This is a genomic window from Maricaulis sp. (assembly GCF_048269565.1).
Classification (GTDB): Bacteria; Pseudomonadota; Alphaproteobacteria; order Caulobacterales; family Maricaulaceae; genus Maricaulis.
In genome coordinates, this window is record NZ_JBLXIK010000004.1 from 156,001 (window position 1) to 173,539 (window position 17,539).

The 17,539-nt window shown below is 64.0% G+C and carries 20 protein-coding genes; 10 read left to right on the forward strand and 10 right to left on the reverse strand.

What is annotated here, in order from left to right:
- Positions 1-54: 54 nt before the first annotated feature.
- From ACN0YL_RS10010 to ACN0YL_RS10020, 3 genes are read right to left on the reverse strand one after another with little or no spacing between them, the layout of a single operon-like run.
- Positions 55-504 (reverse strand): flagellar basal-body protein FlbY, encoded by a 450-nt coding sequence (locus ACN0YL_RS10010; RefSeq protein WP_417497879.1) that lies wholly within the window; start codon positions 502-504, stop codon positions 55-57.
- Positions 501-857, reverse strand: coding sequence for a rod-binding protein (locus ACN0YL_RS10015; RefSeq protein ID WP_417497880.1), 357 nt, complete (start codon positions 855-857; stop codon positions 501-503). The genes ACN0YL_RS10010 and ACN0YL_RS10015 overlap by 4 nt, the downstream gene beginning before the upstream one ends.
- Positions 857-1,972 carry a flagellar basal body P-ring protein FlgI gene (locus tag ACN0YL_RS10020; RefSeq protein WP_417497881.1) on the reverse strand — a complete coding sequence of 372 codons (1,116 nt, stop codon included), beginning with the start codon at positions 1,970-1,972 and terminating at the stop codon, positions 857-859. Before ACN0YL_RS10020 ends, ACN0YL_RS10015 begins: the two co-directional genes overlap by 1 nt.
- Positions 1,973-2,219: 247 nt before the next feature.
- Here ACN0YL_RS10020 and ACN0YL_RS10025 point away from each other — a divergent pair, with 247 nt between their 5' ends.
- Complete coding sequence (locus tag ACN0YL_RS10025) at positions 2,220-2,630, forward strand: flagellar assembly protein FliX (protein ID WP_417491315.1); 411 nt, start codon at positions 2,220-2,222, stop codon at positions 2,628-2,630.
- Positions 2,631-2,805: 175 nt separating this feature from the next.
- Positions 2,806-3,234 carry an RNA polymerase-binding protein DksA gene (gene dksA / locus ACN0YL_RS10030; protein WP_417470038.1) on the forward strand — a complete coding sequence of 143 codons (429 nt, stop codon included), beginning with the start codon at positions 2,806-2,808 and terminating at the stop codon, positions 3,232-3,234.
- Between the two features lie 93 nt (positions 3,235-3,327).
- Here dksA and flgH read toward each other — a convergent pair whose 3' ends face one another.
- The 4 genes from flgH to flgF are packed head-to-tail and all read right to left on the reverse strand — an operon-like array spanning position 3,328 to position 6,578.
- Positions 3,328-4,068 (reverse strand): flagellar basal body L-ring protein FlgH, encoded by a 741-nt coding sequence (gene flgH / locus ACN0YL_RS10035; RefSeq protein ID WP_417491316.1) that lies wholly within the window; start codon positions 4,066-4,068, stop codon positions 3,328-3,330.
- A 15-nt stretch (positions 4,069-4,083) separates the two neighbouring features.
- The gene (gene flgA / locus ACN0YL_RS10040) at positions 4,084-5,013 is read right to left on the reverse strand and encodes a flagellar basal body P-ring formation chaperone FlgA (protein ID WP_417497882.1); all 930 of its coding nucleotides are present in this window, start codon (positions 5,011-5,013) and stop codon (positions 4,084-4,086) included.
- Between the two features lie 12 nt (positions 5,014-5,025).
- Positions 5,026-5,811, reverse strand: a complete 786-nt coding sequence (gene flgG / locus ACN0YL_RS10045) for a flagellar basal-body rod protein FlgG (RefSeq protein ID WP_417491318.1) — start codon at positions 5,809-5,811, stop codon at positions 5,026-5,028.
- A 17-nt stretch (positions 5,812-5,828) separates the two neighbouring features.
- On the reverse strand, positions 5,829-6,578 hold the full coding sequence (gene flgF / locus ACN0YL_RS10050; RefSeq protein WP_417491319.1) for a flagellar basal-body rod protein FlgF: 750 nt from the start codon (positions 6,576-6,578) through the stop codon (positions 5,829-5,831).
- 255 nt (positions 6,579-6,833) lie between these two features.
- On the opposite strand from flgF, the gene ACN0YL_RS10055 reads away from it, so the two are divergent.
- From ACN0YL_RS10055 to ACN0YL_RS10075, 5 genes are read left to right on the forward strand one after another with little or no spacing between them, the layout of a single operon-like run.
- On the forward strand, positions 6,834-7,448 hold the full coding sequence (locus tag ACN0YL_RS10055) for a flagellar basal body-associated FliL family protein (RefSeq protein WP_417497883.1): 615 nt from the start codon (positions 6,834-6,836) through the stop codon (positions 7,446-7,448).
- Positions 7,449-7,459: 11 nt separating this feature from the next.
- The gene (gene fliM / locus ACN0YL_RS10060; RefSeq protein WP_417470049.1) at positions 7,460-8,590 is read left to right on the forward strand and encodes a flagellar motor switch protein FliM; all 1,131 of its coding nucleotides are present in this window, start codon (positions 7,460-7,462) and stop codon (positions 8,588-8,590) included.
- A complete protein-coding gene (locus ACN0YL_RS10065) occupies positions 8,587-8,976 on the forward strand; it encodes a DUF6468 domain-containing protein (RefSeq protein ID WP_417470050.1) in 390 nt (129 codons plus the stop codon). Before fliM ends, ACN0YL_RS10065 begins: the two co-directional genes overlap by 4 nt.
- A gap of 6 nt (positions 8,977-8,982) precedes the next feature.
- Positions 8,983-9,711 (forward strand): MotE family protein, encoded by a 729-nt coding sequence (locus tag ACN0YL_RS10070; protein ID WP_417497884.1) that lies wholly within the window; start codon positions 8,983-8,985, stop codon positions 9,709-9,711.
- Entirely contained in the window at positions 9,695-13,135 is a 3,441-nt protein-coding gene (locus ACN0YL_RS10075) for a tetratricopeptide repeat protein (protein ID WP_417497885.1), read from the forward strand. Before ACN0YL_RS10070 ends, ACN0YL_RS10075 begins: the two co-directional genes overlap by 17 nt.
- Before the next feature lie 66 nt (positions 13,136-13,201).
- Here ACN0YL_RS10075 and fliP read toward each other — a convergent pair whose 3' ends face one another.
- Entirely contained in the window at positions 13,202-13,951 is a 750-nt protein-coding gene (fliP, locus tag ACN0YL_RS10080) for a flagellar type III secretion system pore protein FliP (RefSeq protein WP_417497886.1), read from the reverse strand.
- Entirely contained in the window at positions 13,948-14,271 is a 324-nt protein-coding gene (locus ACN0YL_RS10085) for a flagellar biosynthetic protein FliO (protein ID WP_417491325.1), read from the reverse strand. The genes fliP and ACN0YL_RS10085 overlap by 4 nt, the downstream gene beginning before the upstream one ends.
- Before the next feature lie 104 nt (positions 14,272-14,375).
- Here ACN0YL_RS10085 and flgB point away from each other — a divergent pair, with 104 nt between their 5' ends.
- From flgB to fliE, 3 genes are read left to right on the forward strand one after another with little or no spacing between them, the layout of a single operon-like run.
- Positions 14,376-14,792 carry a flagellar basal body rod protein FlgB gene (gene flgB / locus ACN0YL_RS10090; RefSeq protein WP_417491326.1) on the forward strand — a complete coding sequence of 139 codons (417 nt, stop codon included), beginning with the start codon at positions 14,376-14,378 and terminating at the stop codon, positions 14,790-14,792.
- Positions 14,793-14,807: 15 nt separating this feature from the next.
- Positions 14,808-15,221: a flagellar basal body rod protein FlgC gene (gene flgC, locus ACN0YL_RS10095; protein ID WP_417470062.1), complete on the forward strand. Its 414-nt coding sequence runs from the start codon at positions 14,808-14,810 to the stop codon at positions 15,219-15,221.
- Between the two features lie 37 nt (positions 15,222-15,258).
- Positions 15,259-15,570, forward strand: a complete 312-nt coding sequence (gene fliE / locus ACN0YL_RS10100) for a flagellar hook-basal body complex protein FliE (RefSeq protein WP_417470064.1) — start codon at positions 15,259-15,261, stop codon at positions 15,568-15,570.
- 76 nt (positions 15,571-15,646) lie between these two features.
- Here the strand turns inward: fliE and ACN0YL_RS10105 are convergent, their stop codons facing one another.
- Complete coding sequence (locus ACN0YL_RS10105; protein ID WP_417497887.1) at positions 15,647-17,530, reverse strand: DUF885 domain-containing protein; 1,884 nt, start codon at positions 17,528-17,530, stop codon at positions 15,647-15,649.
- Positions 17,531-17,539: the final 9 nt, after the last annotated feature.

Here is a 17,539-nt window from a genome sequence, read left to right on the forward strand (position 1 = left end):
GACGGGCCGCAAGCCGGCGCGAAGGCTGTATCGGGCGTTCGGGCCTGAGCGGCGTCAGGCGGTCTGATTTAACGCGATCGAGACCTGGCCGCTGCGCTGCGGGCGAGTAGCCGCGCCGGGACCATAGCCATTGCCTGTATTGCGCTGGCGGGCCGCCTCGTCGGCGATGGCGCGCACCACACCTTCGGTAATGACTTTCATCGCAGTCACAGCGCGTGAGTTCTCGGCCAGCGCCGCGTGAAACGTCTCTGTGGCCTGACGCAGCGACTGTTTCGCAGCCGGCGAGGCGCCGTCAAAACGCGAGGGCTCGGCGCGGGCGCGAGCCACTTCGGCACGATAGATATTGGCCAGTTTCGATTTTTCATCCTGCAGGGCGATCGCATCCTGTGGACGGCGGCGCTGGAACATGCGGGTTTCGCCCTGGATCAGTTCGGTCAGCCGGCTGGTCAGGCGCAGCAGGGCTTCGGCCCGTTCAGTGCCGTTTCTGGCTGCAAGTTCGCTCATTGGCTGTCTCCATCCTGTGTGCTGCCCTGGCTGTCGGCGGCTTCCTGATAGCGCAGGATCTCCGAGGTCAGACGATCCGAGAGGCCGAGGCCGCCCGACTGCGCCATCACCTTGGCGTACTCTTCGTTGAGCAATCCGCGAAAGGCATTGGCGCCGGGGCCGCCGCCGAAGGGATCATCCTCGCCAACCTGGGCGAACATGGCCTCCATCATCTGTGCCAGGAAGACGGATTCGAAGTCTTCTGCAGCCGCGCGGGCGGCCTCCGGCGTGGTGGCGGTTGTCTGGGCTGTGGCGCCGCCCGAGCGCGATGCGCTCAGTGCCTGATTGAGTTGAAGGTCGAGCAGGCCGTCCATTACAGCACCTCGATTTCGGCTTGCAGCGCACCGGCTGCCTTGATCGATTGCAGGATGGTGATCATGTCGCGCGGTGTGACACCGAGGGCATTGAGCCCGTCGACCAGCTCGCTGAGCGAGACGCCGCCATCGAGTACACCCAGCTGGGTATTGTCCTCGGCGACCGTGACATCGGTGCGCGGCAGGACCACGGTCTCGCCCTCGGAGAAGGGCGCCGGTTGGCTGGCGATCGGGTTCTCGCGGACGGTAATCGTCAGATTGCCCTGGGCGATCGCCACGGTGGAGACGCGGACATTCTCGCCCATCACGATAGTGCCGGTGTTCTCGTCAATGATGATGCGCGCCGGCTGGTCTGGCTGGACCCGCAATTGCTCGATCTCCGAAAGAAGGTCAATCATGTCGCCGTTATAGGAAGCCAGACGGGTCAGTTCGACGGTCGACGGGTTGGTCGCCCGCGCCGCTGCAGCGCCCATGAAGGCGTTGATGACGTCGGCCATGCGCCGGGCAGTGGTGAAGTCGGGATTGCGCAGCGACAGCCGCAGCGAGGTCCGGTTGGCGATTTCCTGCCAGGGGTCGACACCGGTGCCGTCGAACGGGTTCTCGACCAGGGCGCCATTGGCGATGCGGCCGCTGGTCGGCACGCCGCGCGTCACAGAGGCAGCATCGCCGCCTGCCGAGAAGCCGCCAATGGTCAGCGTGCCCTGGCCGACGGCCCAGGCCCGGCCATGGCTGTCGAACAGCGGTGTGCCGATAAGGGTGCCGCCCTGCAGGCTGCCGGCATCGCCGATCGCCGAGACGGTGACATCAATGCGTGATCCCTGCGAGGAGAAGGCCGGCAGCGTGGCTGTCACCATCACGGCTGCGATATTGCGTGTGTTGAGGCTGGCATCGCGGGTGTTGACGTTGAAATGCTCCAGCATCGCGTTAAGCGACTGATTGGTGAAGCTCGAATTGCGCAGCGAGTCGCCCGTGCCGTCGAGCCCGACCACAAGGCCATAACCGACCAGGTGATTGTCGCGGACATCCTCGACATCAACCATGTCCTTGATTCGGGACGAGGCGAGGGCAGGCACCGACAACAGACAGGCGGTCAGGAGGGCGATGATCAGACGCATTTTGCAGTCTCCGGAATGATACGGGATGTGCATTGCGAAGCCTGTGCCAGTTGCTCTCTGGCCGGATATAAAATTAACTGCGCAAAATCAGTTATTTGCGATGTCGGGGCTTCGGGCTTCAGGCGGTAAAACTGACCGGTTGCGCCAATCGCCGGGCAGGATTTGCCGGGCAGGAGTGCCGGGTTAAGTCTCTGTTAACGGCGGCGGCGCATCCCTGATAACTGTCCAACAGGAAGCGATTCTCGTCATGAAAGTCACAGGCCCACGCTCAGCGAGCTCAGTTTCATCCAGCAAGCGGACCTCCGGTTCCCGCGCCGGTGGTGACAGCTTCACGCTGGAACAGGCCGCTCAATCGGCTTCGGCGATGGCGGCCGCGCCGATGTCGGGGGTCAATTCCGTCGATGCCATTCTGGCACTGCAATCGGTTGGCGACTTCACCGAAGCGCGCAAACAGGCGACCGGCCGGGCGATGAATCTGCTCGACGTGCTCGATGAGCTGAAGCTCTCCCTGCTTGAGGGTGGATTGCCGAAAGCCAAGCTGGTGGCGCTGATGAATCTGTTACAAACCCGGCGCGACGACACCAATGATGCCGGGCTTGAAGCCGCGCTCGATGAGGTCGAGATCCGGGCCGCGGTAGAACTCGCCAAATTTGGCTGATCGCGCTGCTGCCGCAAGCGCGTACTGACACCATTCCGTCAAACTGGTCAGATATTTGCTAGTGGACCGTTCCGGGCCAACAGCGTCACCGCGTTGACTTGCAGGACACCGTGCATATGCTCCGCCCGCTTTCTGGGGGAGCGCCTGTTGGCTGATAAAAGTTGAGTAGAGGGCGATGATGGAATCCGAACCGATCGAACTCCCCGCGGGCTATATGCCCAGCGACGACGAGCCGTTCATGAATGAGCGGCAGAAGGAATATTTCCGTCTCAAGCTGCTGGCCTGGAAGGAAGATATCCTCCGGGAGAGCAAGTCGACGCTGACCAATCTGCAGGAAGACATGGGCGCTCTGCCCGATATCGCCGACCGTGCCTCGACCGAAACCGACCGGTCGCTGGAACTGCGCGCCCGCGATCGCCAGCGCAAGCTGATCTCCAAGATCGACAGTGCCCTGCGCCGCATCGAGGACGACAGTTACGGCTATTGCGAAGAGACCGGTGAGCCGATCAGCCTGGCCCGTCTCGATGCCCGTCCGGTTGCGACCCTCAGCCTCGAGGCGCAGGAGCGTCACGAACGCAAGGAACGCGTCCACCGCGACGACTGACCGGTTCCCGCTTTATCTGATTTCTCCAAAAAAAAGGGCCGCCACGACGAAGCGTGACGGCCCAGATGTGCCCGATGGTGGCGGGATTTCGTCCTAGAACGGCATCAGGATATTGTAGAGTTCCTGACCATAGCTGGGGCGCTGGACTTCCGAGAGATGTCCGCGTCCGCCGTAGGAAATTCTGGCTTCGGCAATCTGTGTGTGACTGATGGTGTTGTCGGACCCGATGTCCTGGGGCCGTGCGATGCCGCTGATCAGCAATTCACGCACCTCATTATTGACCCGCACTTCCTGACGCCCGGCCAGCACCAGATTGCCGTTCGGCAGGACCTGGGTGACGATGGCGGCGATCGTCAGCGAGATGGACTCGCCGCGATTGACCGTTCCTGTGCCCGATGTCGAGGAACTCGAACCGAGGCTCGTCAGGGAAGACGGGTCGATACTGTCATTGAAGAAACCGGTCAGATCGATTCCGAAGAACTCGGTCAGATCGGAATCCTCGGCGGCGGTGCGCGAGCGGCTGGTGGTGTTGTTAAGCTGGGCGCTGTCGGAGATGTCGATATTGACCGTCAGAATGTCGCCGATGCGGGCGGCGCGGGGGTCACCGAAGAAGGTCGGCGAATTGGCGCTCCACAGCGAGTTGGTCTGCGTGGCCGGCAGACGGCCCGGCATCACCGGCATCGGGATTTGCGATGGCCCGGATCCGGCCAGTACGGCCGGGTTCTCGATCGGTCTCATCGGCGGTGTCTGTCCGACCTGGGACAGGCGCGTGGTGGCACCACAGGCCTGCAGGGCGAGCGCGGCGACGACGATGGCGGCGATTTTGCGGATCATGATGTTCTCCCGAACCTAGAAGCTGGCGGCAGGGCTGGCGAAGACGCGGGCGCGGCCGGGACCGTCCACCATGGCTTCCACCGTGCGGTTGGATTGCAGATTGACGAAGCGGATGAGTTCGCCGTCGGCGGCGTTTTCGAGGGCGCGGGCCCTGACGCTGAGCTGGATGCCGCGGGCTTCGAACATCAGGGTGACCAGATCGCCGCGATTGACCAGGATGGCGTCCTGCAGGTCATAGCCACGCAGGGGTTCGCTGGCGCGCAGCGCGCGGCGGGCCTGGTGGCCGATGATCGCGTCGGGATCGAGCACCGAGTCCGGCCGAATCCGGTCACTGCGCAGCGAGACCCAGCGAATATTGTCGGCCCGGACGACCTCATTGGCGGCAACGGGCTGGACCAGGACCGGGATGTCGATGGTTTCGAAGGCGCGCCCGGTCACGCGGACCGGTTCGGCCCCGTCATAGGGCGTGATCTCGGCGCTGAGCATGCCCGAGCGTGGATCATAGTTGAGCGCGTTGATCTGTGGTCCGCCAACCGTATCGACCGGTGCATGCAGGGCGAGGTTGGAATTAGACAGCTGGACTTCGTGCTGGCCGCCCTCGCGGGCAAACAGCTCGCCCTCGATCATGCCGGTCAGTTCCCCGGCATCGACGACCCGGCTGGCCCGCGACACGGTCAGTCGAAGCAGGCCGGACGCATTGGCCCAGTCGAGCTCGTGATCGGCAGCGATGCGGCTGACATAATTGACGTCGAGCGCGATGCGCGAGCCCGGCGCGGGTGAGCGCGCCAGCACGGTGGCCGCTTCCGGTCCGTTGAACTCGAACAGGTCCCCAAGCGTGATCTGCGGGCCTTCGACGACCAGCGATTCGCGCAGGAAGACAGGCTCTGATGCAAGGGCCGGTGCCGTGGTGAGGCAGGCGAGGGCGATGAGGCTGGCGCGGATCATCTATCGGTCCTCCTAGCGAAGGTTCGAGGTGGCGGACATCATCTCGTCCGATGCGGTAATGACGCGGGCATTCATTTCATAGGCGCGCTGTGCCTGGATCAGCGAGGTGATCTCGGTCACCGCATTGACGTTGGAGGCTTCGACAAAACCCTGCATGACATAGCCATAGCCCGGCGAACTCGGCGTGCCGGTGGCGGCCGCGCCGGAGGCGGCGGATTCGAGGAAGAGATTGTTCCCGATCGCTTCCAGGCCGGCATCATTGTTGAAGGTCGAAAGCTCGAGCTGGCCGACCGTTTGCGGATCGGTCTGGCCGTCGATCAGCGCCTGGACCTGCCCCTGCTCATTGATGGCGACGCTGCGGGCCCCTTCCGGGATCACGACGCCTGGCGCGACGGTGTAGCCATCCGCGGTGACGATTTCGCCTTCCGGGCTGACGGCGAAACTGCCGGCGCGGGTGTAGGCGTCATTGCCATCGGGCATCTGGATACGGAAATAGCCGTCGCCATTGATCGCCAGATCGAACGGGTTGCCGGTATTGGCCAGCGAGCCCTGTTCGGTGATGCGGTAGATCGAGGCGGTCTGCACCCCGAGGCCGACCTGGATCCCGGTCGGGACGATCGTGCCGGAGTCCGAGGAGCTGATCCCCATCTGCTGGACGTTCTGGTAGAGCAGATCCTGGAACTCGGCCCGCTGGCGCTTGAACCCGGTGGTGTTCATATTGGCGAGATTGTTCGAGATCACCTCGACATTGAGCTGTTGGGCCTGCATGCCGGTGGCGGCTGTCATGAGAGAGCGCATATCGGTTCTCTTTCCTCTTAGACCTTGCCGAGGCGCTCAATGGCGCGACGGTTGATGTCTTCGGTTTGTTCGATGAATTTCGAGACGGACTGGTAGCTGCGCATCACGGTCATCATGTCGGTCATTTCGACCACGGGCTGGACATTGGAGGCCTCGACGAAGCCCTGACGGACGGTGGGGGCGAAGGCCGCCTCCGGTGTATTGCGACCGTCGGCATTGTCGGTCTGGACGTAGCGGCCACTGCCCTGTTTCGACAGGCCGGCCAGGTTGGCGACCTCGAACACGCCCAGCCGCGCCACCTCGACCCCGTCCTGCATGACAGCGCCCGTTTCGGTGATGCTGGTGCTGTTGGCGGAAGGATTAAGCATGATCGGGCTGCGGCTGACGGCATCGAGCACCGGCGCACCGTCATGGGCGGCAAGCTGACCGTTATTGTCGAGGTGGAAGCGACCGTCGCGGGTATATTGCTCGGCACCGTTCACCTCGACCGCAAAGAAGCCCTCGCCCTCGATCGCAACGTCGAAGGTGCGGCCGGTGGCCTGCAGCGCGCCCTGGCGGAAATCGCGGCCCATGCCCCAGACATCGACATATTGCAGGTCGGTGGGGCCATCGGCCTGTTCAGCCGTTGGCGCCGCGATGTTCTCGACCAGAAGTGATTCGACCTTGAAGCCCGCCGTATTGGCGTTGGCGATGTTGTTTGCGACCACATCCATCGCCTGGCGCAGGGCCATTTGGCGCGAGAGGCCGATCATCAGGGCATTATCCATGGGCATATTCCGTTCTGGATGCCGAAGTTCGCCACGGTCTGCGGCGTCAGTCCCATTCATTGCATCCGCCGTGCCAAGGTTAATGTCGCGCGAAATCAGTGGCTTGATGCAGGTGGTGGTCTGAAGGTCCAGCCTTGCGGGGGCAAACCTGTCCGGGCAACTGGGCAGGAATTGCCGGTTCCGGGGCCAAGGCTACGGAGTGTTAACCGCGCTGGCCGTTAATCATGGAAAGCGATTCCCTTGCTGGAGACCGTCATGGCCGACGAAGCCGACCAAAATGAAGATGAAGACGGCAGCGAAGCCGAAACCAAGCCGAAGATGGGCATGCTCAAGCTGGGCCTGTTCATTGGCCTGCCCGCGATCATCCTTCTGTTGGCCGGGGTGGCCGGCTTCATGATGTTTGCCGGTGGCGGCGAGGATGAAGCTGTCATGGAGGCGGTGCTCGACGAACACGGTGAGCCCGTGCTCGACTCGCATGGTCAGCCCGTCATGGCGGATGCGTCCGGCGGCCACGGGGCACCGGAGCCGGAGCATGAGGCGCAGGCCTATTACTTCCCCCTGCGCGATGCCGATGGCGCCGAGGATCCGATCATCACCAATATCCGTTCGGTCGATGGCCGCCCGGTGACGGTGATGTTGAAGATCACGCTGGAATCATCCAATCCGGACTTCGGCCAGGTCATCGATGCCCACATCGATCCGATCATGGACCAGTTCATCATGTTCCTGCGCGAATTGCGTGAGGACGATCTCTACGGCTCGGCGGGAATGCACCGGGTGCGTCTGGAACTGTTACGGCGCGTGAATCTGGCGATCGAGCCGGAACACGCTGATGCCGTGCTGATCCAGGAATTCATGATTGTCGATTAGGACTCAACTGCATGTCTGACGATATGGACCAAGATGCGCTCGCTGCCGAATGGGAAGCGATGGCCGAGGACGGCGATGATCTCGATCTCGCCTCCGAATGGGAGGCCATGGTCGGCGGTGACGATGATTCGTCCGACATGCCCCAGGGCGGCGGTGCGCAGGAACGCATCCTCAACCAGGACGAGATCGACAGCCTGCTCGGCTTCTCGCTCTCCGACGATGACGCGGCCGACAAGTCGGGCATTCGTGCGATCATCAATTCGGCACTGGTCTCCTATGAGCGCCTGCCGATGCTGGAGATCGTGTTTGACCGGCTGGTCCGGTTGATGACGACGAGCCTGCGCAATTTCACCTCGGACAATGTCGAGGTCAGTCTCGACAATATCTCCTCGATCCGGTTCGGCGACTATCTCAACTCGATCCCGCTGCCGGCGATCCTGGCGGTGTTTCGTGCCAAACAGCTCGACAATTACGGTCTGCTGACCGTCGATTCCAATCTGATCTATTCCATCGTCGACGTGCTGCTCGGCGGCCGCCGCGGCACCTCGGCCATGCGCATTGAGGGGCGCCCCTACACCACGATCGAACGCATGCTGGTGCAGCGCATGATCGAGGTCGTGCTCGGCGATGCCAAACAGGCCTTCCAGCCGCTGACCGAGGTCGATTTCGATCTCGAGCGCGTCGAGACCAATCCGCGCTTTGCCGCCATTGCCCGGCCGGCCAATGCCGCCATTCTGGTCAAGCTGCGCATCGATATGGAAGACCGCGGCGGGCGCATCGAGCTGCTGCTTCCCTATGCGACGCTCGAGCCGATCCGGAAAATGCTGCTGCAGCAATTCATGGGTGAGAAATTCGGTCGCGACAATATCTGGGAAGGCCACCTGGCCACCGAGCTGTGGTCGACCAAGATGGAAGTCCACGCCGTGCTCGACGAGCAGCGCGTGACGCTGGGCCGGGTGATGGATCTCAAGGTTGGCGACACGCTCTTCCTCGATGCCTCGCCGACCAGTGAAGTGGAGTTGCGTTGCGGCAATGTGCCGTTGACGCGTGGCCGTATGGGCCGACTCGGACATAGCGTAGCCCTGCGCCTGAGCGGTCCGCTCTCGCCGGTGGCCAAAAAAGCAATGATGAGGTTCGCATGACGCTCGCAGGTTTGATTTTCGAAGGGCTGGTTGCCGCCTTGTTGCTGGTGGCTGTCGTCATGTGCTGGCGGGTCGATCGCCGCCTGAATGCGCTCAAGCGCGGCCAGGACGGCGTCCGTGAGGGCGTTATCGCGCTGAACGAGGCAACCGACCGGGCGCGGGCCAGCCTGGCGGCGCTGGAACGGGCGACGACGGAGTCGGGCGAGGTGCTGCACGCGCGCGTGCTCGAGGCACGGGGGCTGGCTGAGGAGCTGCGCCTGATGACCGGCCATGCTGACCGCACCGCCGAGACAATTTCGCGCCGGCCGCAACGCCGCCGCGCTTCGGAAATCTTTCCCGAAGGTGCCGGCTCGTCCGTCATCAACGGCCTCAAGGATGTGAGATAGTCCGCTATGCGTGAACCGATGCGCCTGCTCGCTGTCCTCGCTATTCTGATGGGCGGCCTGTTCGCCCTCAAGGCGATTTCCGTCACCAATGGGGCTGCCGACTGGTGGCAGGCCCAGGCCGCGACGATGGAGCAGCAGGGATCCGGCGATGCGCCGGCCAGTGCGCAGGATGATGCCGAGCCGGAGGCCGCGGCGCCGATCACCCTGGGCGCCGCCGCGCCGCAGGAGCCGGCCGCCGCCGCGATCAACCCGTCCGAAGAATTCGCCGCCCGCATCGCCAATGGTGTCCGCACCGCCGACGAGGAGCGGGTGATCTATCGTCTGCGCGAGCGTTCGATCGAGCTCGACCGGCGCGAGAGCGAGCTGGAGACGCGCGAAGCCTTGATGCTGGCCATGGAACAGCGCGTCGACACCAAGATCGGTGAGCTCAATGAATTGCGTGCCCAGATCGAAAGCCTGGCCGGCGATCTGACCGAGCGTGAGTCCGAGGACATGAATGTCATTGTCTCCTGGTATGCCGCCATGGATGCCGGTGACGCCGCGACGCGGATTTCCAGTCTCGATCTGGATACCCAGCTGCAGATCGCCTCGCGCATGTCACAACGCACCTTCGGCGGCATTCTCGCCGAGATGACGCCGCTGGCAGCGGCCAGCCTGACCGAGCGCATGGCCGCGCGCAGCAATCTCCCGGACACCGTGGCCGAGCTGGAGGCGCGGATTGCCGAAGGCGGCTAGACATATCGGCTCCCTGTCCGGTCTGGCGCTCGCCTGTCTGCTGAGCTCGACCGCCCTGGCACAAACGTTCGGCGATGTCCGCGTCGAGCGTTCCGGTGCCACTGCGCGCATTATTCTCGATTATGAAGACGATATCGGTGGTGCGGCGCCCTCAGCCACTGCTGCCGTTGAACATTCCGTCCTGATTGTCCGCCTGAGCGAGGCCCTGCAGGCCGACATCGCTTCACTGGCCGACGAGATTGGCCCGCTGGCAGCGCGGGCGCGGCTCGATGCTGACGGCGCGACCTTGCGCATCGCCCTGACCGCTCCCGTCGAGACCCGTATCTCCAACAGTTATGAGCAGGTGGCGATCGATCTGGCACCGCCGGGCACACCGGCACTGGCGCCGATCGTCTCGCCGCGTGAACAGGCCGAACGCGAGGCCGCGGCGCGGGCCGCCGAAATTGCCGCCAATACGCCAGCGGGGCCGCCGCCGATCGATCCGGTCCCGGTACGATACCGCGTCGGCCAGACCACTGAGTATACAAGGCTGGAGCTGATCTGGCCGCACGCCGTCCCGTTCGAGCTCAGCCAGAGCGGTGATATTGCCGAACTGCGCTTCAGCGAGCCAGCGGAGATCTCGCTCGGCCGGCTGACCGGGTCGCCGCCGAATTTCCTGCGTTCGGCCTCGCAGCAGCGTGAGGGCAATGACTGGACCCTGCGACTGGAGCTCGAGCCCGGTGTGCAGGCGCGGGCCTGGGCCGATGGTGCGCGGGTCAATATTGATTTGCCTGACCCGGCCGCGGCCGATGCGAACGCCTTGCTGGCGCAAATGGCCAGTCTGGGCACGCAGGCCAATACGCCGCCCGGGCCACAGACTATCGTGCCCGGGGCTGATGATTCTGTTCCCGCCACGCCCGGTGACGCGGCTGCGGGGCAGGGCATTGACCCGGTCCGCCTGGCTGTCGATGCACAGCCGGATGGTGCCGGCCCGTCGGACATCGCGCCGGCAGAGCCCGTGGTACCGGCAGCGACACTCGATCCGGTGCCCGAGAATGGCATTGTCGCGGTCAGTCTCGCCGAGTCGAATGGCGATTTGCGCGCTGAATTCCCATGGGCGGCCCCGGTCGGCGCCGCGATCTTCCGGCGGGGCGATGCGATCTGGATCGTGTTCGACGCTGCGGCCGCATTGCAGCTGGGCGATTTCCCGCGTGGACCGCAGGCGCATATCCGCGATTATGAAATTCTCCAGGGTGCTGATTATTCAGCACTGCGCCTCGTCGCCTCGGGCGTGACCCAGGCCGAGGCCCGCATCGATGGCGGGCGCTGGATCATCGTGTTCAGCGACCAGATCGACGCACCGCCGCGCCCGATCCAGATCCGCCGCGATGCCCGGCGTGACCGGCCGGGCCGTATCCTGATCGGGCTCGATGGCGCCCATGCGATCCGCTGGGTCCCGGACCCTGTGGTTGGTGACCGCATTGCTGTCGTGACCGCGACCGGCCCGGTCCAGGGGCTGGTCTCGCGGCGCGACTTTGTCGGCGGCGCCCTGTTGCCCTCGGCTCATGGCGGCGCGGTGGAAGTCATCGCCGAGGACCTCGAGCTGGGCTTGATCGGTGCCGGCGCCGCGATCGGACGTCCCGGAGGTCTCGACCTGACGCCGGCCGGTGGGCCCGTCAGTGCGAGCGGTGCCAATGCCGCGGCGATGGCGTCGCCGGCGATGATGCATTTTGCGGAGTGGCGGGGAGAGGGGCCGTTTGCGCCGGCCTGGAATGCACGCCTGCGCCAGTCGGCCCTCGAGGACAGCTCTGAAAGCCGTATCGCCCTGGCGCGCTTCCTGCTGGCGCGCAATATGGCCCCGGAAGCGCTCGGCATGCTCGATCTTGCCGTCGATGGCGAGCCTCAGCTTGGCAATGATTCCGGGGTTCGCGCATTGCAGGCCGTCGCGTCTTACCAGATGTACCGTCTTGACGATGCCGCCGGCTATCTCGCGGATCCCTCATTATTGCTCGACCCGGCTGCCGATCTGTGGCGCGGCATGGTCGCTGTCGGTCAGGAGCGCTGGCCGGACGCGCGCCGGCGACTGCTGGCCGGCCAGGCCGTGGCGGGCGCCTACCCGCCGGAATGGCAGGCCCGTTTCGCGGTTGCCCAGGCTCGCGCCGCGCTGGAACTCGGTGATATCGCGGCCGCCCAGGATTATCTCTACAGTGTCGACGCGGGTGAACCCGATCGCCGCACCCGGCTGGATGCGGCCTATATCGCGGCCCGGGTGGAAGCGGAAATGGGTAATCTGGATGAAGCCATCCGCCGTTTCGAAAACCTCGCCGAGTCCGGCGTGCCGCCGCTGGAGGCGCGGGCGCTGTACGAACTCTACCGGCTGAAGGTCGCCGATGGCCGCATGCCGCGAGACGAGGCGATCGACGGGCTCGAGAATCTCCGCTTCCGCTGGCGTGGCGACACGATTGAACTTGAGACCGTGCGCCTGCTCGGCGAACTTTATGTCCAGTCCGGCAGCTTTGCGCGTGGTCTGGAGACCATGAGCACGGCACAGTCACGTTTCCCCGAAACCGAGGCCGGGCGCCGGATCGGCGAGGATATGGTCTCGATCTTCCGCCGCCTTTTCCTTGACGGCGAAGCTGACCGTATGGATCCGGTCGAGGCTGTCGCGATCTTCTACCAGTACCAGCACCTGGCCCCGATCGGCTCCGATGGTGACCGCATGATCCGGCGCCTCGCCGACCGACTGATTGCCTTCGACCTGCTTGGCCCGGCCTCCGAATTGTTGCAGCATCAGGTCGGTTGCCACCGCATCAGCGAGGGCAGTGATTGCACCTACCGCCTGCGCGAACCGACGGCGCGGGCGCGTGTCGCGACCGATCTCGCCGTGGTCTATCTGATGGACCACCGCTATGAGGACGCCCTCAACACCATCCGCAGCTCACGCGTCGCCGGTCTGCCCGAAGCGCTGGTCGACGAGCGTTACCTGCTTGAGGCCCGTGCCCTGTCCGAGCTGGGCCGCCACGAGCAGGCGCTGGAACTGATCCAGGATGACCAGTCGCCGGCCGCGGCCCGGTTGCGGGCCGATGTGACCTGGGCGCAGCGGGACTGGCCCAATACCGGCCGCCGCCTCGAGGCGCTGCTCGGTAATCGCTACCAGGATGCCGCCCCGCTGACCCCGTCGGAACAGTCCGATCTCGTTCGCGCGGCCATCGCCTATTCAATGTCGGGAGACCGCGCCGCGGCCGGCCGTCTGGGGCGCCGCTATGGTGAGGCCATGTCGATCACCGAGGGGGGCGCCGCCTTCGAGGTCCTGACGGATGATGATATCCCGCCGGGCAATGTCCGCTTCTCGGACCTGGCGGCGCGAATTGCCAGCATCGATACGCTCGACGCCTTCATGGAACCCTTCCGGGCCCGCTTCAATAATGGTGGTGGGCCAGCCTGATCCAGTCAGGTGAGGCTCTACGGGCCGGCACTCCGGTTCAGCGCGGGATTGATGGCAGGTCCGTCGTCACCCGATCGTGCCGAAACTCTGCACCAGCGCGCCGGTGACCAGCCGCCAGCCATCGACCAGCACGAAGAAGATCAGTTTGAACGGCAGTGAGATGACCACGGGCGGCAGCATCATCATGCCCATCGACATCAGGATCGAGGCGACGACCAGGTCGATCACCAGGAAGGGGATGAAGAGCAGGAAGCCGATCTCGAAGGCGCGGCGCAATTCGGAAATCATGAAGGCCGGAGCGACGACGAAGAAGGAGGCATCGGCCGGGGTTTCGGGCACGCCTTCCTGCGACATGCCGATGAACAGGCCGAGATCATCCTCGCGGGTATGCATCAGCATGAAGGTCTTCACCGGCCCGGTGGTGAGATCAAAGGCCTCGGTGAGCTCGATCTCGTTGTTCAGCAAGGGCTCGATACCCTCATTATAGGACTGGGTGAAGACCGGCGCCATGATGAAGGCGGTCAGGAAGATCGCCAGGCTGACCAGGACCGCATTGGGCGGGCTCTGCTGCAGGCCAAGCCCGGTACGCAACAGCGACAGCACCACCGTGATGCGCACGAAACTGGTCGTCATGATGACGATCGACGGTGCCAGCGACAGGACCGTCATCAGGGCGACGAGCTGGAGCACGCGTTCGGTCAGCCCGCCTTCGGTGCCGGTATCGAGCGTGATCGACTGGGCCTGGGCGCCGCCGCCAAACAGCAGGGCGGCGCCGATCGCAAACAGGGCGAGATAGAGCCAGAACGCTTTTTTCATGCCCCGGTATCCCCGTGATCCAGTGTTGTCTCGGCTGGCAGCTCATGGCTGGCCAGGATGGTTTCGCGTTCGGCGCCGAGCAGAAGAATGTGTTCGCGCTCATCGCAGCGCAGGATCACGACGCGCCGGCGCGGATCGATGATCAGCGTCTCGGAGATCGCCAGGCGGCGGGTGGTCGGTCTCAGGGCGCGCAGGCCGGTGACGCCCTGCAGAATCCAGCCGCGCTGCACGGCATAGCCAAACAGGCCCATGGCGCCGAGCAGGCCCAGCAGGACCATCAGCGCGAGCAGGTATTGGTTCCAATCGATGATATCGTTCATGGACAGGGCCGCGTGTCGCTTCCCTTCGCCTTGTGGGCCGATGCGGTTAAGCCAGCGTTAACCGTGCGGGCGCAGCCTGAATGCCAGCCACAAAGCGATTCGCCATGCGACCCGATGACGTGCCCGTACTGGGCGTTTTGAAGCAATCAATGAGTTTTCACGCCCAGCGTCAGCGGGTGATTGCGGAAAATGTCGCCAACGCCAATACACCCGGCTATGTCGCCCAGGATCTCGACCAGAACGCCTTCCAGCGTGAACTGCAGGATCTGTTGCAGGCCCGTGCCGGCGGCAGCACAGCGGCGCGCGGCGCTGCAAGTGTCCCGGCGCTGAGTTCGCCCACGCGCCAGTGGCAGTCACAGGATGCGCCGGATTCCGAGACCACGGTCAACGGCAATTCGGTCGTGCTCGAGGAGCAGATGATCCGGGCCAATGAAAACCGGCTGGAATACGAGAGCGCCCTGAGCCTCTACCAGAAAAGCCTGAGCATGATCCGCACGGCGATCCGCCAGTCCGGTCGATAAGTGAGAGATTGAGTCATGGGAAACGCATCAGACGCAATGCAGGTTTCGGCATCGGGCATGCGGGCCCAGGCGGCCCGGATGCGGATTATCTCCGAGAATATCGCCAATGCCGATTCGACGGCACGCGAGGCCGGGGGTGATCCGTATCAGCGCCAGATCCCGGTGTTCGATACCGAGCTTGACCGGGCCACCGGGATCAATCGCGTCCGCATGACCGATGTCGCGCAGGACACGTCCGACTTCACGCTCGAATTCGATCCGGGCCATCCGGCCGCCGACGCCGATGGCTATGTCCGCACCTCCAACGTCAACATGTTGGTGGAAATGATGGATATGCGTGAGGCGATGCGGACCTATGAGGCCAATCTGAACATGATTGAAAACAGTCGCAGCATGCAGCAGCGTGCGCTTGATCTTCTGCGCCGCTAGCGCACAACGCTCAGAACGAGTTTGAAGGAGCCAGACCATGGCAGCCGATCTTACCGGAGTACAGGCCTACCAGGCCGCGATCCGTTCCGCCCAGAATGTTGCCGGCGGCAGCGACAAGGTCGAATCGTCGGAATTCGATTTCGGCAATATGGTCGCCGATGCGATCAACCAGACCTCGGGTGCGCTGGGCAATGCCGAGCAGCTGACGGCTGCCTCGGCCACCGGACAGGCCGAACTGGTCGATGTGGCCACCGCCGTTTCGGCCGCCGAGATTTCGCTGGAAACCATGGTCGCGGTTCGTGACGAAGTGGTTCGCGCCTATCAGGAAATCCTGCGCATGCCGATGTAGGCTTGCTGCAGCGTCTGCCAACAAAAAGGGCCGCCCGACTGGATCGGGCGGCCCTTTGTCTGTCTGACTGCCAAGCCTAGTGCGGGGTGGCAGCAATATAGTCCTGGACGCGCTCCTCCAGGATCGCCAGCGGCATGGCGCCCTGGGTCAGGACGACATCGTGGAAGTCGCGGATATCATAGGCTTCACCGAGCTCGGCTTCGGCGATGCCGCGCAGGCGCAGGATTTCCAGCATGCCGATCTTGTAGGCATTGGCCTGGCCTGGATAGACGACATATCGATCGATCGCATTCTCGACATCGCCCTGCGGGTTGGGCGTGTTTTCGGCGAGATAGTCGACGGCGTCCTGGCGTGACCACTGGTGGTGGTGAATGCCGGTGTCGACGACGAGACGGCAGGCGCGCCACAGCTCCATCGCCAGTCGGCCAAAGTCGGAATAGGGGTCGGAATAGAAGCCGAATTCGCGCGGCAGATATTCGGTGTAGAGACCCCAGCCCTCGGTATAGGCGGTGTAGCCGCCAAAGCGCCGGAAGGAGGGCACGCCTTCGAGTTCCTGCATGATGGCCAGCTGCATGTGGTGGCCTGGAATGCCCTCATGATAGGCGAGCGCTTCCATCTGGTAGGTCGGCATGTCGGCCATGTCGCGCAGATTGGCGTAATAATAGGCCGGCCGTGAACCGTCCGGCGCCGGGCGGTTGTAGAAAGCCTTGCCGGCCGAGGCTTCGCGGAAGGCTTCGACCCGGCGCACTTCCAGCTCGGCGCGCGGGAAAGTGTTGAACATTTGCGGCAGGGTTTCACGCATGGTGTCGATCAGCGCCGTGGCGTCGGCGAGATAGGCGGTGCGGCCGGCCTCGTCATTGGAATAATAGAATTGCGGGTCGGTGCGCATGAACTCGAAGAAGTCCTGCAGGGAGCCCTCGAAGCCGACCTGGTCCATGATGCCGCGCATTTCGTCGTGGATGCGGGCGACTTCCGACAGGCCGAGCTGGTGGATTTCCTCGGCCGAGATATCCATCGTGGTGTAGCCGTTGAGCAGGTAGTTGTAGAACTCACCGCCATCGGGATGTTTCCAGACACCATCATCGCCGGTGGCGCTCTCGGCCTGTTCCTCGAACAGGGCGATGACGCGCTGGTAAGCCGGCTGGACGACCTCGCGCAGGGCCGTTGAGGCTTCGGCGAGCAGGCGGTCGCGTTCGGCATCCTCGAGGCCGAGACGGGTCACCTTGGCGCGGAAATCCGCCATCAGCGGGCTGTCTTCGCCATCCGCGAACGGGGCGCCGGAAATGATATTGCGCGCCGTCGCGATCATCGGCTCATAGGTCCAGTCCGGCGTCGAGACGCCGAGCGCGAAGGAGCGCCGCGAGTTCTCGATATTCTGGTCCATCCAGGGGCCCAGATTGCGCAGGCGGCCGATATAGGCCTCGGCATCGGCGACGGTGTCGACGCGGTGATTATTGATCAGGAAGGTCGGCGCATTCATGTGCGGACCCGAGCGCGGCGTGAAGGTATAGCCATGATCGGCCCAGCGCTGACCATCGGCCTCGCGTTGCACGTCATATTCGAACAGGCGCCAGGAGATCTGCGCACTGTCATCGAGCGAATCGAAGTCGAAATTCTCGTGCATATAGGCGAGATCGGCCTGGCTCAGGGCATAGGATTCCAGGTCGAAGGCCGGCGAGGCATCGCCCCACTGGTCGTAATTGGTCTTGCGGCCGAGGAAGGTCTGCATCATCGGCGAGCGGCCGACATCGCGCTGGAAGATGTCCTCGAACCAGGCATTGAGGCGCTCGGATTCAGCGGCGACGGCCTGGGTGTCGACAGCCGGTGCCGTGTCCGGAGCCGGAGTGGCTGCAGGGGCTGGTGCCGCTGCGGTATCGGTGTCCGAGCCGGTCGGGCCGGAACAGGCGGCCAGCAGGGCAGCCATGGCGGTGCCGGCGAGGAGGGGTTTGAACTGTTTCATCTCTTGTCT

Bases quoted from the DNA above. Each gene is read 5' to 3' on its own strand.
- ACN0YL_RS10065 (WP_417470050.1), top strand. From the start codon at position 8,587: ATGACGCTCGCAGGTTTGATTTTCGAAGGGCTGGTTGCCGCCTTGTTG.
- ACN0YL_RS10020 (WP_417497881.1), bottom strand. From the start codon at position 1,972: ATGCGTCTGATCATCGCCCTCCTGACCGCCTGTCTGTTGTCGGTGCCT.
- ACN0YL_RS10015 (WP_417497880.1), bottom strand. From the start codon at position 857: ATGGACGGCCTGCTCGACCTTCAACTCAATCAGGCACTGAGCGCATCG.
- ACN0YL_RS10055 (WP_417497883.1), top strand. From the start codon at position 6,834: ATGGCCGACGAAGCCGACCAAAATGAAGATGAAGACGGCAGCGAAGCC.
- ACN0YL_RS10070 (WP_417497884.1), top strand. From the start codon at position 8,983: ATGCGTGAACCGATGCGCCTGCTCGCTGTCCTCGCTATTCTGATGGGC.
- ACN0YL_RS10085 (WP_417491325.1), bottom strand. From the start codon at position 14,271: ATGAACGATATCATCGATTGGAACCAATACCTGCTCGCGCTGATGGTC.
- flgG (WP_417491318.1), bottom strand. From the start codon at position 5,811: ATGCGCTCTCTCATGACAGCCGCCACCGGCATGCAGGCCCAACAGCTC.
- fliE (WP_417470064.1), top strand. From the start codon at position 15,259: ATGGCAGCCGATCTTACCGGAGTACAGGCCTACCAGGCCGCGATCCGT.
- ACN0YL_RS10010 (WP_417497879.1), bottom strand. From the start codon at position 504: ATGAGCGAACTTGCAGCCAGAAACGGCACTGAACGGGCCGAAGCCCTG.
- ACN0YL_RS10025 (WP_417491315.1), top strand. From the start codon at position 2,220: ATGAAAGTCACAGGCCCACGCTCAGCGAGCTCAGTTTCATCCAGCAAG.
- flgF (WP_417491319.1), bottom strand. From the start codon at position 6,578: ATGGATAATGCCCTGATGATCGGCCTCTCGCGCCAAATGGCCCTGCGC.
- flgA (WP_417497882.1), bottom strand. From the start codon at position 5,013: ATGATCCGCGCCAGCCTCATCGCCCTCGCCTGCCTCACCACGGCACCG.
- flgC (WP_417470062.1), top strand. From the start codon at position 14,808: ATGGGAAACGCATCAGACGCAATGCAGGTTTCGGCATCGGGCATGCGG.
- flgB (WP_417491326.1), top strand. From the start codon at position 14,376: ATGCGACCCGATGACGTGCCCGTACTGGGCGTTTTGAAGCAATCAATG.
- flgH (WP_417491316.1), bottom strand. From the start codon at position 4,068: ATGATCCGCAAAATCGCCGCCATCGTCGTCGCCGCGCTCGCCCTGCAG.
- ACN0YL_RS10105 (WP_417497887.1), bottom strand. From the start codon at position 17,530: ATGAAACAGTTCAAACCCCTCCTCGCCGGCACCGCCATGGCTGCCCTG.
- dksA (WP_417470038.1), top strand. From the start codon at position 2,806: ATGATGGAATCCGAACCGATCGAACTCCCCGCGGGCTATATGCCCAGC.
- fliP (WP_417497886.1), bottom strand. From the start codon at position 13,951: ATGAAAAAAGCGTTCTGGCTCTATCTCGCCCTGTTTGCGATCGGCGCC.
- fliM (WP_417470049.1), top strand. From the start codon at position 7,460: ATGTCTGACGATATGGACCAAGATGCGCTCGCTGCCGAATGGGAAGCG.